This window comes from Paraburkholderia sp. RL17-380-BIE-A, assembly GCF_046028085.1.
Classification (GTDB): domain Bacteria; phylum Pseudomonadota; class Gammaproteobacteria; order Burkholderiales; family Burkholderiaceae; genus Paraburkholderia.
Genome location: NZ_JARESQ010000005.1, coordinates 242,729 through 256,835 on the forward strand (window position 1 = coordinate 242,729; position 14,107 = coordinate 256,835).

The following is a 14,107-nucleotide window of genomic DNA, read 5'->3' on the forward strand; positions in this document are numbered from 1 at the left end:
GCGCACTATACAAAAAAATTCTCCTGCTGTGCGCCGGCCGGGCTGAAATATCCCGGAAATCAGCCTTTTACGTGCGAGCGAATACGATTTGGCCCGCGCTGCCCATCATCTCGCCGTTACTCAAGAACGGCACTCCGGCGGGGCGAGATTCGACGCCAGGCTAGGCGCATCGGTGGGTGCCGGTCCGCCACCCGGCGCCGGCAGTGAGGATACCGTTTTACCGCCCGCGAAACATTCCCACGTGAGCGCTCCCGCCTGCACCGCGCCCTTGCTCAGCGCCACGCGCGCAGTCGGCGCGTCCGCATTGTCAGGAACCGACGGCACGAGCGTGAGCGTGTTCGAACCCGCGGGCGCGACTCGCGTCGTGAAGGCGACGGTAATCTGGCCGGTGTCGTCGTCGACCCGGATCGACTCGACATTGCGAGTGGCAGGCGGCGAGGCGTAACCGCCACTGAACGCATTGCCGCTCGCAGCGTTTTCAGCCACGGCCAGCCGCGCGGACGCCGCCAGCGAAAGCCCTTCGCCGACGCGGCTGCGCGCCAGATAGTCCTGATACGCGGGAATCGCATAGGCGGCGATCACGCCGACGATTGCCAGCACGATCATCAGTTCGATCAGCGTGAAGCCGGAACCGAGGCGTCGGCAGGCACGCGCCAGCCGCGCAGGCCAGCCCGCCCGGTCGAATCGCGCGCGCGGGGACAGCAAGGACTGGGAGTAAGGGGAATACGGCAAAGTAACGATCATCGGCAGGCTCCTGAAACGAAAAACGCCTGCTCCGCGGATTGGGAACAGGCGTTTCAATCGTAGCCAGCAGCGCTCTCGTCACACAGTCAGCCGAACGGCTAACGTTGCGGCGTGGTTCGGTTCAGCTTCGCAGCGGCGCATGAGACGCGCTCGCATCGGCGCCGAAGGCTCACGCCGCCGCGCGATTGGCATTGCGACGCTTGAGCAGATAACCGAGGATCACCACGAACAACGCACCCGCGATGCTCATGCCGTATTCGGCCCACGGCGTATCGAGGATCGGCCAACGGTCGCCGGCCGGGTCGTTGACGATCAGGCCGCCCGCAATCCAACCCAGCAGCGCGGCGCCGAGTGTGATGACAATCGGGAAGCGATCGAGCAGTTTGAGAACCAGCTGACTGCCCCACACGATCAACGGAATGCTCACCACCAGGCCGAAAATCACCAGCGCGAGACGGTGTTCGGGATCAGCGGACTCGGCCGCGCCCGCAATCGCGATCACGTTGTCGAGGCTCATCACCGCGTCCGCGACAATGATGGTCTTGATCGCCGACATCAGCTTGTCAGCCGGCTTGACGTTCTCATGCGCGTCGTGCGCCGGCGCCATCAGGCGCACACCGATCCACAGCAGCAACAGGCCGCCGGCGAACTTCAGCAACGGCACATCGAGCAGCACGACCGCGAACGCGATCAACGCCACGCGCAGCACGATAGCGCCAGCCGTCCCCCACAACACGCCCTTCGTGCGCTGCGACGGCGGCAAATTACGGCAGGCCAGCGCGATCACGACGGCATTATCGCCACCCAGCAGGATGTCGATGACGATGATCTGAATGACAGCGCCCCAATGGAGCGTGGCGAAGAACTCGAGCATGGTTGAAAGAATAAGAAAAAGTCCGGCGCGCGGCCAATAAAAAAGCGGAGGAGTCTACACTCCCCCGCTTTTTGAACCGCACGCTCACGAAAGGGTTTCGTAAGCGTATCAAAAAACACGCCGTGACTGCGCGTGAATTTCGACTTACAGCATTGCCTTCAGAAGACGCGCCATTTCCGACGGGTTCTTCGTGACCTTGATGCCGCACGCGTCCATGATTTCCAGCTTCGCTTCAGCCGTATCCGCACCGCCCGAGATCAGCGCGCCAGCGTGGCCCATGCGCTTGCCCGGAGGCGCCGTAACACCAGCGATGAAGCCGACCACCGGCTTCTTCATGTTGTCCTTGATCCACTCAGCAGCATTGGCTTCGTCCGGACCACCGATCTCGCCGATCATGATGACGGCGTCCGTTTCCGGATCGTCGTTGAACATCTTCATCACGTCGATGTGCTTCAGACCGTTGATCGGGTCGCCGCCGATACCGACTGCCGACGATTGGCCGAGGCCGATCGCCGTCAATTGGCCGACTGCTTCGTACGTCAGCGTGCCCGAACGCGACACGACGCCGATGCGGCCCTTGCGGTGGATGTGACCCGGCATGATGCCGATCTTCAGTTCGTCCGGCGTGATCGTACCCGGGCAGTTCGGACCGAGCAGCAGCGTCTTGCGGTTTTCAGCGCGCATACGAGCCTTCAGCTCGATCATGTCACGGACAGGAATGCCTTCCGTGATACAGATCGCCAGATCCAGATCGGCTTCGACCGCTTCCCAGATCGCGGCAGCAGCGCCTGCCGGCGGAACGTAAATCACCGACACGGTTGCGCCCGTTTCAGCCTTGGCTTCAGCGACGCTAGCGTAGATAGGAATGCCTTCGAAGTCTTCGCCTGCGCGCTTCGGGTTCACGCCTGCAACGTACGCTTCGCGGCCGTTTGCATATTCACGGCAAGCACGCGTGTGGAACTGGCCGGTCTTGCCGGTGATGCCCTGCGTGATGACCTTGGTGTCTTTGTTAATCAGAATCGACATGTATTGACCTCTGTTCGTTTGGCGTCGCGCGATTGCGCCGTGCGGCGGGATGTTCTTCGCCCGCGCCGCTCATGCGCCATTCACGCGCCGCCATTCGTAATCCTGGTAAACGCGCTCGGGACGAGGCTTACGCCTTGCCCGCAGCGGCCGCGACGACCTTCTGAGCCGCTTCTTCCATGCTGTCTGCCGCGATGATCGGCAGACCGGATTCAGCGAGCATCTTCTTGCCGAGGTCTTCGTTCGTGCCCTTCATGCGGACCACGAGCGGCACCTTCAGCGAGACGGCCTTCGACGCCGCGATCACGCCTTCCGCGATCACGTCGCAGCGCATGATGCCGCCGAAAATGTTGACCAGAATCGCGGTCAGGTTCGGGTTCTTCAGCATGATCTTGAACGCTTCCGTGACCTTCTCGGTCGTGGCGCCACCGCCCACGTCCAGGAAGTTCGCCGGTTCGCCGCCGAACAGCTTGATGGTGTCCATCGTTGCCATTGCGAGGCCGGCGCCGTTCACGAGGCAGCCAATGTTGCCGTCGAGCGAGATGTACGCAAGGTCGAACTTCGAGGCTTCGACTTCAGCCGGATCTTCTTCGTCCAGATCGCGATACGCGACGATTTCCGGGTGACGGAACAGTGCGTTCGAATCGAAGTTGAACTTGGCGTCCAACGCGATGACCTTGCCGTCGCCGGTCAGGATCAGCGGGTTGATTTCCGCGAGCGATGCGTCGGTTTCCCAGAATGCCTTGTACAGGCCCTGCAGGATCGCGCGCGCTTGCGGCAGCGAAGCGGCGGGCACGCCGATCTTCGTGGCCAGTTCGTCGGCTTCAGCGTCTTTCAGACCGGTTGCCGGGTCGACAGCGATCTTGTGGATCAGCTCAGGCGTCTTTTCCGCGACTTCTTCGACGTCCATGCCGCCTTCGCTCGATGCCATCACGACGATCTTCTGCGACACGCGATCGATCACGAGGCCGACATACAGTTCCTTCTTGATGTCAGCGCCTTCTTCGATCAGCAGGCGATTCACCTTCTGGCCTTCCGGGCCGGTCTGGTGCGTGACGAGCTGCATGCCGAGGATCTGTTCCGAGTACTCGCGAACCTGATCCAGCGACTTGGCGACCTTCACGCCGCCGCCCTTGCCACGGCCACCCGCGTGGATCTGAGCCTTCACGACCCATACCGGGCCGCCGAGCTCTTCCGCGGCCTTGACCGCATCATCCACCGAGAAGACCGGCTTGCCGCGCGGTACCGCGACGCCGAATTTCCGCAGGATTTCCTTACCCTGGTACTCGTGAATCTTCATGCGTGATTCCCTTCAGTCTGAGAGTTGGATTGAACTTCGTTTCCGCTGCCGTCGTTCATGCCGGACGCGTTGCCGCCTTCGCCTGCCTGGCGGACTGCCCCGTCGCCTGACGATGCCGCGCGATCCGCTGTATACGGAGCGCGGCCATACCAGCGCGGATAAAACTGCTGCACCGCCTCGCCGTCGAAACGCAGCGCGTGGCAGCGTCCCAGCTGGAATGGCGGTTTGTCGTTGGAATGCTCGCCTGTGCTGTTAGACGATTCGCCCCCTGAACCCGCGTTCGCGCCCGGCGTGCTGTCACCGGTGTTCCACACGTCGCCGGCGAATGCCTGAATCGCGGCGGTCGGCAGGATCGCGCACAACTCGGTGAGATGCGTGCAACCCACCGTGCCGCCGAGCAAACGGGCAGATTCACGACGGAAGTTTTGGCGGAGATTGAGCCCGATGAGGGCACGGTAGGCGGGATTGCTGGCTTGGCACAACCCTGGATAGGGCACCCAGTCGGACGACGCCTCGGCGTCGACGACATTGAGCTTGCGATCGATGGTGATGCGAAGCCAGAGTTCATGGATCGGCTGACCATTGGGCCGGACGCCCGACGCAAGCACCACATCACGCGGTTTTTCGTCGGTCAAGCACGCTTCCACATCCCACAGGCCATCGGCTCGCTCGTAGGCTTCCGCTCTGATTGCGCGACGATGGCGCAACTGACGGGACACTGGCGGGGAGAGCGGCATGCGGGAAGGAAAGGCCGGATTGGAAAACCCATGAATTTTAGCATACTGGGTATTTGAGACAGGTCGGAATGCGCGGTGGCGCGCCACAGGCGGCTGAGCGCGGAAGACACCGTCCCAACGGGCTTAGACGCGGGACACAGACCGATGCGGTTTAGTCGCCGGCCTACTCCTCGTCAATCCCCTTGAGGATTTTGCCGATGGTTGCACCCGAAAATCCGCGCGAAGCCAGAAAGCGGGCCTGCTTGGCCCGCTCGGCGGGCGTTTCGGGAAGCCGGCCGAATTTCTTGCGCCAGACGGCCTGGGCACGCGCGAGTTCGGTTTCGCGCAATTGCGCACTCGCCTCTTCGACGAGGGTCTGGTCGACCGCATGCTGCTTCAGTTCGCCGACGATACGGCTCGCACCCAGCCGCGACGAGCGGCGATGGATCAAGCTTTCCGCGAAGCGCGAATCGGACAGCCAGTTTTCGGCTTCGAGCGAATCGAGCAAGGTTTCGAGCGAATCAGTTTCCTCGACGAACGGCTTCAGCTTGCGCGCGAGTTCGGTGCGACTGTATTCACGGCGGGACAAATAGCCGAGCGCGCGCCCTTTCAGCGACCGTGCCGGACGTTGGGATTTTTTGGCTTCGTCTTGCCCGGGTTTCGCCTCACCTGGAACGCGACGCGAGCGGGTGTAGGTGGCCTCGGAAGGATCCGAGCCGGATGGCGGGGAGGATTCAAACTGAGCGCGCTGTGGGCTACGGCCCGCAGCGCGATCGTGTGCGTCGAACGATTCGAATGGATCGAACGACTCGTTGTCTTCATCACGCGGGCCGTCCGCGTGGCGTCCGGTATCGGACAACGGCCGGCCCTTGCGTATCACGTGATGGTTACTCTTCTTCGTCTGCGACTTCTGCGCCTGCGCCGGTCACCGCTTCAGCCATGGCATTCACGCCCAGTGACTCACGGATACGGTTTTCGATCTCGCGAGCGATATCCGGATTTTCGCGCAGGAATTCACGCGCGTTGTCCTTGCCCTGACCAATACGTTCGCCGCTGTAGCTGTACCACGCGCCGGCCTTGTCGACGATCTTGGCCTGCACGCCCAGGTCGATGATTTCGCCCTGACGCGAGATGCCTTCGCCGTACAGAATGTCGAAAATTGCTTCCCTGAACGGTGGCGACACCTTGTTCTTGACAACCTTCACGCGCGTTTCGTTGCCGATCACTTCGTCGTTCTTCTTGATCGAACCGATACGGCGAATGTCCAGACGCACCGACGCGTAGAACTTCAGCGCGTTACCGCCCGTGGTGGTTTCCGGATTGCCGAACATCACGCCGATCTTCATGCGGATCTGGTTGATGAAGATGACGAGGCAGTTCGTGCGCTTGATCGTGCCGGTGAGCTTGCGCAGCGCCTGCGACATGAGACGCGCTTGCAGACCCGGCAGCGAGTCGCCCATTTCACCTTCGATTTCAGCCTTCGGCACGAGTGCCGCGACCGAGTCGATCACGATCATGTCGATCGAGCCCGAACGCACCAGTGCGTCCGCAATTTCGAGCGCCTGTTCACCCGTGTCCGGCTGCGACACCAGCAGGTCGTTCACGTTCACGCCGAGCTTGCCCGCGTACTGGATGTCCAGCGCGTGTTCCGCGTCGATAAACGCCGCCGTGCCGCCGATCTTCTGCATTTCGGCAATGACTTGCAGCGTCAGCGTGGTTTTACCGGACGATTCCGGGCCATAAATTTCGACCACACGGCCACGCGGCAAACCGCCGACGCCCAACGCGATGTCGAGGCCGAGCGATCCGGTTGAAACCACCTGGATGTCTTCGACTACCTCACCTGCGCCGAGCCGCATGACCGACCCTTTGCCGAACTGCTTTTCGATCTGCGCGAGTGCGGCAGCAAGTGCCTTGCTCTTTTCAGCAGTCAGTCCAGCCGAGCCTTTCTTGCTTTCTTCCATGAATCGTCCTTTGCTATGATGAACGGCGTCTGAGGCAGATGTGCAGGTCACTTTTGAAGGACAGCACACGAAACTCAGACACTGTATAAAAAAACAGTAGTTTTGGCAAGCGCGATTCTCATGCGAACACGCATTTTTACCGTCGCGCCACCCCACTACCCACAATAATTTTCGGAGACCGCTGTGCGCCGGGGGACATCCCACGGTGCCGGCAAGGCCAGGCTGGCGCACCATGCGAATTCTGATTGCCGAAGACGACAGCATACTCGCGGACGGTCTGGTTCGATCACTCCGCCAATCGGCCTATGCCGTCGACCACGTGAAGACCGGCGTCGAGGCCGACACCGCGCTGTCCATGCAAACTTTCGACCTGCTGATCCTCGATCTGGGCCTGCCGCGCATGTCCGGGCTGGAGGTGTTGCGCCGCCTGCGTGCGCGCAATTCCAATATGCCGGTGCTAATTCTGACCGCTGCGGACAGCGTCGACGAACGCGTCAAGGGTCTCGACCTCGGCGCCGACGACTACATGGCCAAGCCCTTCGCGCTGAACGAACTCGAGGCACGCGTGCGCGCCTTGACGCGGCGTGGCGCGGGCGGCGGCCCGACGGTCGTGCGGCACGGATCGCTGTCGTTCGATCAGGTCGGCCGGATCGCCTACATCAACGAGCAGGTGATCGACCTGTCCGCGCGCGAGCTGGGCTTGCTCGAAGTGCTGCTGCAACGGATCGGCCGGCTGGTCTCGAAGGAACAACTCGTCGATCACCTGTGCGAATGGGGCGAGGAAGTCAGCAACAACGCCATCGAGGTCTACGTACACCGCCTGCGCAAGAAAATCGAGCCGAGCGGCGTGCGTATCATCACCGTACGCGGGCTGGGCTACTGCCTCGAGAAAGCGGCTGCGCCGGCTAACGCGAGCACCAACGCCATGAGCACGCCCCCGCCCGCCGAGCCTGAACCGCCCGCCTCGCCGCCGTCCGGCCCGATGCCGGCGAGCCACCACTACAAATAGAGGACGCCCATGTCCGCACGCGCAGACCGCGCTACGGCGCACGCGGCGGACCTCGACGAGGCGCGCGACGAGCGCTACGCCAACCCGTTCGCCCCGCCCGACGAAACCGAAGCTGCCGCCGAAGCACGCCCGCGCTCGCTGTTCGGCGAGATTCTCGACTGGATGCTGGCGCCGCTTCTGCTGCTGTGGCCAATGAGCCTCGCCGTCACGTATCTGGTCGCCAAGTCGATCGCGAACGGCCCGTTCGACCGCGCGCTCGAAACCGACGCTTACGTGCTCGCCCGCCAGATCCATCCGGTCAACGGCGTGGCCGAGTTGTCGCTGCCCGATTCCACTCGCGATTTTTTGCGCACCGACAATGTGGACAGCGTGTTCTACCAGGTGCTCGGCACGCGCGGCGAACTCGTGGGCGGCGAGCGCGATATGCCGTTGCCACACGAGGAAGACCGGCCGCAGCCGGGTCTCGTCGAATTCCGCGACGACGTGCTGCGCGGCAATGACATTCGCGTCGCCTATACCACGGTCGAGTTTCCGCAGACGCCGGGTGCGCAGCCGGTACTGGTGCAGGTCGCCGAGACGCTCGACAAACGCAGCCAGCTCGCCAACGACATCATCAAAGGCGTGATCCTGCCGCAGTTCGTGATTCTGCCGCTCGCGATCCTGCTCGTGTGGTTCGGCCTCTCGCGCGGCCTCGCGCCGCTGCACGCGCTGCAAGCGCATATCCGCGCGCGCCGCCCGGACGACCTTTCGCCGCTCGAAGCGCGCCGCGCGCCGCCCGAAATCGAGCCGCTCGTCACCTCGTTCAACGATCTGCTGACGCGCCTCGAACAGAACATGGAGCTGCAAAAGCGCTTTATCGCCGACGCCGCGCATCAGATGAAAACGCCGCTTGCCGGCCTGCGCACCCAGGCCGAACTGGCACTGCGCCAGGACGCCTCCGCCGAAGTGCACCGCTCGCTCGAACAGATCGCCACCAGTTCGGAGCACGCCGCACGGCTCGTCACGCAGTTGCTGGCGCTGGCGCGCGCGGAGAATCGCATGTCGGGCCAGATTTTTACGCCGGTCGAAGTGACGGAAGTGGCGCGCAGCGCAGTGCGCGACTGGGTTCAGGCCGCGCTCGCAAAGGAGATGGATCTCGGCTACGAGGGGCCAGACGAGCCCGTCGAAGTCGACGGCAATCCGGTCATGCTGCGCGAAATGCTGTCGAATCTGATCGACAACGCCATCCGCTATACGCCGCCGGGCGGGCGCATCACCGTCAGGGTGCGGCATGATGCGCCGGCCCGCCTCGTCCATCTGGAAGTCGAGGATACGGGGCTCGGCATTCCGGTCGCCGAGCGTTCGCGGGTGATCGAGCGCTTCTACCGGATTCTCGGCCGAGAAGGCGACGGTAGCGGCCTCGGGCTTGCGATCGTGCGCGAGATAGCGACCATGCACGGCGGCGAGCTGACGATCGACGATAACGTGTATCAAACCTCGCCGCGGCTTGCCGGGACGCTCGTACGTGTCAGCTTGCACATTCACGAGCGGGACGGGACTTACCCTAACGCCTCCTGAAAGCGCACACGCGCCATCTCAATATTAAGAAACGTTGACTGTGCATTGCGCGATTTTGAATATTAATTGACGCGCGTTGAATGAAATCGCGCTGCACGCCGCAAGCTGCGATTTCACCTCCCCACGTCAGTACGCCGTAAGTTTCCACTCCAATAATCGGTTTCACGGGAACGCCGTTACCGGCGGACCGCGTGCATATCAATATTGGAGACGACATATGGCTACCGTTGGCGGGCAAATCTCGCACGTGCCGATGACGAGTGAAGAGAAACGGGTGATCTTCGCATCGTCGCTGGGTACGGTTTTCGAGTGGTACGACTTCTATCTGGCCGGCTCGCTCGCGGCCTTCATCAGCAAGAGCTTCTTCTCCGGCGTCAATCCGACGGCCGCCTTCATCTTCACGCTACTCAGCTTCGCCGCCGGCTTCGCGGTCCGGCCGTTCGGCGCGATCGTGTTCGGGCGGCTCGGCGATCTGGTTGGGCGCAAGTACACGTTCCTCGTGACGATCGTGATCATGGGCCTGTCGACGTTCCTCGTCGGCTTTCTGCCGGGCTACGCATCGATCGGTATCGCCGCGCCGGTGATCTTCGTCGCCATGCGGATGCTGCAAGGTCTGGCGCTCGGCGGCGAGTACGGCGGTGCCGCCACCTACGTGGCCGAACATGCGCCGGCGGGTCGCCGCGGCTTCTACACGGCCTGGATCCAGACAACCGCTACCCTCGGCCTGTTCCTGTCGCTGCTGGTGATTCTCGGCGTGCGCACGGCAATGGGCGAAGAAGCGTTCGGCGACTGGGGCTGGCGCATTCCGTTTGTCGCGTCGATCCTCCTGCTGGGCGTGTCGGTGTGGATTCGTCTGCAACTGCATGAATCGCCGGTGTTCGAGCGCATCAAGGCAGAAGGCAAGACCTCCAAGGCGCCGCTGACCGAAGCCTTCGGCCAGTGGAAGAACCTGAAGATCGTGATTCTCGCGCTGATCGGCCTGACCGCCGGCCAGGCGGTGGTCTGGTACACGGGCCAGTTCTACACGCTGTTCTTCCTGACGCAGACGCTGAAGGTGGACGGCAGCAGCGCCAACATCATGATCGCGATCGCGCTTCTGATCGGCACGCCGTTCTTCCTGTTCTTCGGCTCGCTGTCGGATCGTATCGGCCGCAAGCCGATCATCATGGCCGGCCTGCTGATCGCCGCGTGCACGTACTTCCCGCTGTTCAAGGCGCTGACGCACTACACCAACCCGGCACTGGAAACTGCAACCGCGAAGGCGCCGATCGTCGTGATCGCGAATCCGGACGAGTGCTCGTTCCAGTTCAACCCGGTCGGCACCTCGAAGTTCACGAGTTCCTGCGACATCGCCAAGAGCGCGCTCTCGAAGGCCGGCCTGAACTACGAGAACGTCGCCGCGCCGGCTGGCACGCTGGCGGAGATCAAGGTCGGCGATACGGTGATCAACACGTATGACGGCAAGGCCGCCGACGCCAAGGATCAAGGCAAGGCGTTCGACAAGACGCTCGCGACGACGCTGAAGACCGCAGGTTATCCGCCGAAGGCCGATCCCTCGCAGATCAACTGGCCGATGAGCGTGGTGATCCTGACGATCATGATGATCTACGTGACGATGGTCTACGGCCCGATCGCGGCGATGCTGGTGGAAATGTTCCCCACGCGCATTCGCTATACGTCGATGTCGCTGCCGTATCACATCGGCAATGGCTGGTTCGGCGGCTTCCTGCCGGCGACCGCGTTCGCGATCGTGGCGGCGAAGGGCAATATCTTTTCGGGGCTGTGGTATCCGATCGTGATTGCGCTCATTACCTTCGTGATCGGCATGCTGTTCGTCAAGGAAACCAAGGACTCGGACATCTACGCGAAGGACTGAAACGCCTGATAGCCGCGGCAACTTGAAAAAGTTGTGCGCCGGGGGTTGACAGCCTCCGGCTGCGTCCGCATAATCTCGCTTCTTTCGGCGAATTAGCTCAGTTGGTTAGAGCGACGGAATCATAATCCGCAGGTCCGGGGTTCGAGTCCCTGATTCGCCACCAGTTGCAAGAAAAAGCCGCTGATCCGCAAGGTTCAGCGGCTTTTTTGTTTTGGCTTTCCAAACTGCAACTACAGCAACTTCAAGGAGGTTTCTTGATGACGTTTCGCACCGCCACGCTTGCCGTGGTCACCGCTTCGATCGTGCTTCTCGGCGGCGCTGCCGCGTCGGCCGTTCAGGCCCAGACACCGTCCGACAGCCAATGGCGCACGAGCGCGACCACGCTATCCACGCTGCTGCAGAACGGCTACAAAATCGTCGCTGTCGTGAACGGCGCTCAAGGCAGCGCCGGCCTGGCCGACACGATTTTCGTCCAGCGCGATCAGAGCGCCTTCAAATGCTTCGACCCGCAGCAGCCTGACGCGAAAACGAAAACGTCTGTCGCGCCGCCAGTCTGTTTCGAACTGGTTCCGCCGTCTGGAGCGGCGGGAACGCCCGAGTCGAAGTAGCCGTCGCGCGGGCAACCGCATGCCTCGCACGGCCGTCGTGCGGGAAAACGCAATGACCTGATTCAGGTGCCGCCCCTGATCGCGGGGCGATCGCGACGCGGCCGCCACTGCCCGACTAGGGCCGCGCTCCATTTCACGCATCCGCGCGACGATCGAGTCAGCCTGCTCGGTGACGCGTCGCGGATCCCTCGATCGAGCCGCGATATCAATGCATCACCGGTCCACCAACCGGCTCAGATTGCCCCGCACCCGCTGCAACAGGGCGATCAACTGCTTCGCTTCTTCGTCGGTGAAACCGCTCAGCGCTTCGAGCGCAACTTCGTCGCCGACCTTGCGCGCCCGGCCGAGGGTGCGCTCGGCCTTCGGCGTCATGCGGACCTGCCGTTCGCGGCGGTCCTGCGGGTTGGCGATCCGCTCGATCCAGCCACCCTCTTCCATGCGGTCGAGCAGACGGCCCGCCGATATCGGTGCGACCTCGAGCAGGTCAGCAAGCCGAGCCTGATTGGTGTCGCCGTAATGCGCGAGATAGGCGAGCACGCGACATTGCGCGCGCGTCAGGTCGACTGAGGACTTCGCAAGGTCGTCGAAACGCTTGCCGGTCAGACGGCCGACGTCGGAAATCAGAAAGCCGAAGCGCTCATCGAGTTGGGTTTTCATGGGCGGATTATACGAAAGGCCGCCGTTTTTCAGCGCTGAAGCCCGCGCAATTCAGGCTCCGCATAATTCCCGATGGCGCGCACTTGCGCAACCGATATACTAAGCATGCTTACTATATCGACGATCCTCGCTCATTCATGTCTTCCGACACTCCGGCGGCAAACACCGCCGCGCCGCTCAACCGATCGATGATCACCATTTCGATCATGCTGGCGACGCTGATCCAGACGCTCGACAGCACGATCGCCAACGTGGCGCTGCCGCACATGCAGGGCACGCTGTCCGCGTCGCAGGATGAGATCACGTGGGTGCTGACTTCGTACATCGTCGCCGCCGCGATCGCCACGCCGCTCACGGGCTGGCTCTCGGACCGGTTGAGCGTCAAGCGGTTGCTGATCGTCGCGATCGGCGGCTTCACGGTGTCGTCGGCACTGTGCGGATTGTCGGAGACGCTCACGCAGATCGTGGCGTCGCGCTTGTTGCAAGGCGTTTTCGGCGCGTCGCTGGTGCCGTTGTCGCAGTCCATCCTTCTCGATATCAACCCGCGCGAAAAGCAGGGCCAAGCCATGGCGGTGTGGGGCATGGGCGTGATGGTCGGACCGATTCTCGGGCCGACGCTCGGCGGCTGGCTCACCGACAGCTACAACTGGCGCTGGGTGTTTTTCATCAACGTGCCGATCGGCGCGTTCGCGTTGTTCGGCGTGGCGACCTTCCTGCCTTCGCGCGAGCCGAAGCACGACGTGAAGTTCGATGCGTTCGGCTTCGCCACACTTGGTCTTGCCATCGGCGCATTGCAAGCCATGCTCGATCGGGGCGAGCAACTCGACTGGTTCGGCTCGAACGAAATCGTCATCGAAGCGCTACTCGCCGCGATCAGCTTCGCGTTCTTTCTCGTGCATACGGCAACGGTCGGCAAGAAGTCGTTCTTCAAATACGAGCTGCTGAGGGATCCGAACTTCGCCACCGGCACGTTCTTTATCTTCGTGATCGGCGCGGTGATGTATGCAACGCGCGCCTTGCTGCCGCCCATGTTGCAAAACCTGATGAACTATCCGGTCGCGACCACTGGACTCGTCACGGCGCCGAGCGGCGCGGGCACGATGGTCGCCATGCTGTTCGCCGGGCGGCTGCTGAAGCGGATCGACGCGCGGATCTTGCTGCTCGCCGGCTTCCTGATCTCGGCGTTCGCGCTGTGGCAGATGATGCATTACACGATCGTGCTGTCGGCGTCGGATATCGTTTGGCCTGGCGTGATTCAAGGTTTCGGCCTCGGCCTCGTGTTCGTGCCGCTGAGCGCGTTGACCTTCTCGACGCTCACTCCCGAACTGCGCGCGGACGGCACCGCAACGTACAGCCTGATGCGCAATATAGGCAGCAGCATCGGCATTTCGATCGTGCAGACGCTGATGACCCGCAACACGCAGGTCTCGCACGCGGACCTTGCGGCCAATATCTCGGCGTTCAATCCAGCGGTCCAGCCCATGCTCAATAGCGGCTCGAACTACGACATGGCCGCGCTGAACGTCTCGATCACCCAGCAAGCGTCGATGATCGCGTATCTGAACGACTTCAAGCTGATGTTCATGGCGACGCTGCTGGTCATTCCGCTCCTGCTGCTGATTCGCCCGTCGCACAGGGCGCCGGATGCGTCGGTGGCGCACGCCGCGATGGATTGAGGCGCGGCGGCTGACATGTCGCCCCGAGTCCGGCGGGCTCCGAACCGGCAACCGAGGAACGTTCTGGCGCGGCCGCTGAACCGGATCACCGCCGCGTGACCCT

The 14,107-nt window shown here is 62.6% G+C and carries 13 protein-coding genes and 1 tRNA gene; 6 read left to right on the forward strand and 8 right to left on the reverse strand.

Annotated elements, in window-relative coordinates; genetic code table 11:
• Nucleotides 1–120 precede the first annotated feature (120 nt).
• The 7 genes from P0D68_RS10660 to recA form a co-directional block, all read right to left on the reverse strand.
• Nucleotides 121–744, reverse strand: coding sequence for a pilin (locus tag P0D68_RS10660; protein WP_408295943.1), 624 nt, complete (start codon nt 742–744; stop codon nt 121–123).
• 169 nt (nt 745–913) lie between these two features.
• On the reverse strand, nt 914–1,618 hold the full coding sequence (locus tag P0D68_RS10665; protein WP_091799345.1) for a TerC family protein: 705 nt from the start codon (nt 1,616–1,618) through the stop codon (nt 914–916).
• A gap of 144 nt (nt 1,619–1,762) precedes the next feature.
• On the reverse strand, nt 1,763–2,644 hold the full coding sequence (gene sucD / locus P0D68_RS10670; RefSeq protein ID WP_091799342.1) for a succinate--CoA ligase subunit alpha: 882 nt from the start codon (nt 2,642–2,644) through the stop codon (nt 1,763–1,765).
• A gap of 127 nt (nt 2,645–2,771) precedes the next feature.
• Complete coding sequence (gene sucC / locus P0D68_RS10675) at nt 2,772–3,941, reverse strand: ADP-forming succinate--CoA ligase subunit beta (RefSeq protein WP_012434252.1); 1,170 nt, start codon at nt 3,939–3,941, stop codon at nt 2,772–2,774.
• The gene (locus P0D68_RS10680; protein WP_091799338.1) at nt 3,938–4,678 is read right to left on the reverse strand and encodes a DUF2889 domain-containing protein; all 741 of its coding nucleotides are present in this window, start codon (nt 4,676–4,678) and stop codon (nt 3,938–3,940) included. The genes sucC and P0D68_RS10680 overlap by 4 nt, the downstream gene beginning before the upstream one ends.
• A gap of 163 nt (nt 4,679–4,841) precedes the next feature.
• Nucleotides 4,842–5,537, reverse strand: coding sequence for a recombination regulator RecX (gene recX / locus P0D68_RS10685; protein WP_408295938.1), 696 nt, complete (start codon nt 5,535–5,537; stop codon nt 4,842–4,844).
• 7 nt (nt 5,538–5,544) lie between these two features.
• Nucleotides 5,545–6,621 carry a recombinase RecA gene (gene recA, locus P0D68_RS10690; protein ID WP_042321135.1) on the reverse strand — a complete coding sequence of 359 codons (1,077 nt, stop codon included), beginning with the start codon at nt 6,619–6,621 and terminating at the stop codon, nt 5,545–5,547.
• A gap of 232 nt (nt 6,622–6,853) precedes the next feature.
• On the opposite strand from recA, the gene P0D68_RS10695 reads away from it, so the two are divergent.
• From P0D68_RS10695 to P0D68_RS10715, 5 genes are all read left to right on the forward strand, one after another.
• The gene (locus tag P0D68_RS10695) at nt 6,854–7,630 is read left to right on the forward strand and encodes a response regulator (protein ID WP_408295935.1); all 777 of its coding nucleotides are present in this window, start codon (nt 6,854–6,856) and stop codon (nt 7,628–7,630) included.
• A 9-nt stretch (nt 7,631–7,639) separates the two neighbouring features.
• Nucleotides 7,640–9,187, forward strand: a complete 1,548-nt coding sequence (locus P0D68_RS10700) for a sensor histidine kinase (RefSeq protein WP_091799329.1) — start codon at nt 7,640–7,642, stop codon at nt 9,185–9,187.
• Between the two features lie 217 nt (nt 9,188–9,404).
• A complete protein-coding gene (locus P0D68_RS10705; RefSeq protein ID WP_091799325.1) occupies nt 9,405–11,063 on the forward strand; it encodes an MFS transporter in 1,659 nt (552 codons plus the stop codon).
• 86 nt (nt 11,064–11,149) lie between these two features.
• Nucleotides 11,150–11,226 (forward strand) — tRNA-Met (locus tag P0D68_RS10710).
• A 94-nt stretch (nt 11,227–11,320) separates the two neighbouring features.
• Entirely contained in the window at nt 11,321–11,671 is a 351-nt protein-coding gene (locus P0D68_RS10715; protein WP_408295931.1) for a hypothetical protein, read from the forward strand.
• A gap of 213 nt (nt 11,672–11,884) precedes the next feature.
• On the opposite strand, the gene P0D68_RS10720 is transcribed toward P0D68_RS10715, so the two are convergent.
• A complete protein-coding gene (locus tag P0D68_RS10720) occupies nt 11,885–12,328 on the reverse strand; it encodes a MarR family winged helix-turn-helix transcriptional regulator (protein WP_091799318.1) in 444 nt (147 codons plus the stop codon).
• A 137-nt stretch (nt 12,329–12,465) separates the two neighbouring features.
• Between P0D68_RS10720 and P0D68_RS10725 the strand changes: the two genes are divergently transcribed.
• Nucleotides 12,466–14,004 (forward strand): DHA2 family efflux MFS transporter permease subunit, encoded by a 1,539-nt coding sequence (locus tag P0D68_RS10725; protein WP_091801029.1) that lies wholly within the window; start codon nt 12,466–12,468, stop codon nt 14,002–14,004.
• The last annotated feature ends 103 nt before the right edge of the window (nt 14,005–14,107 follow it).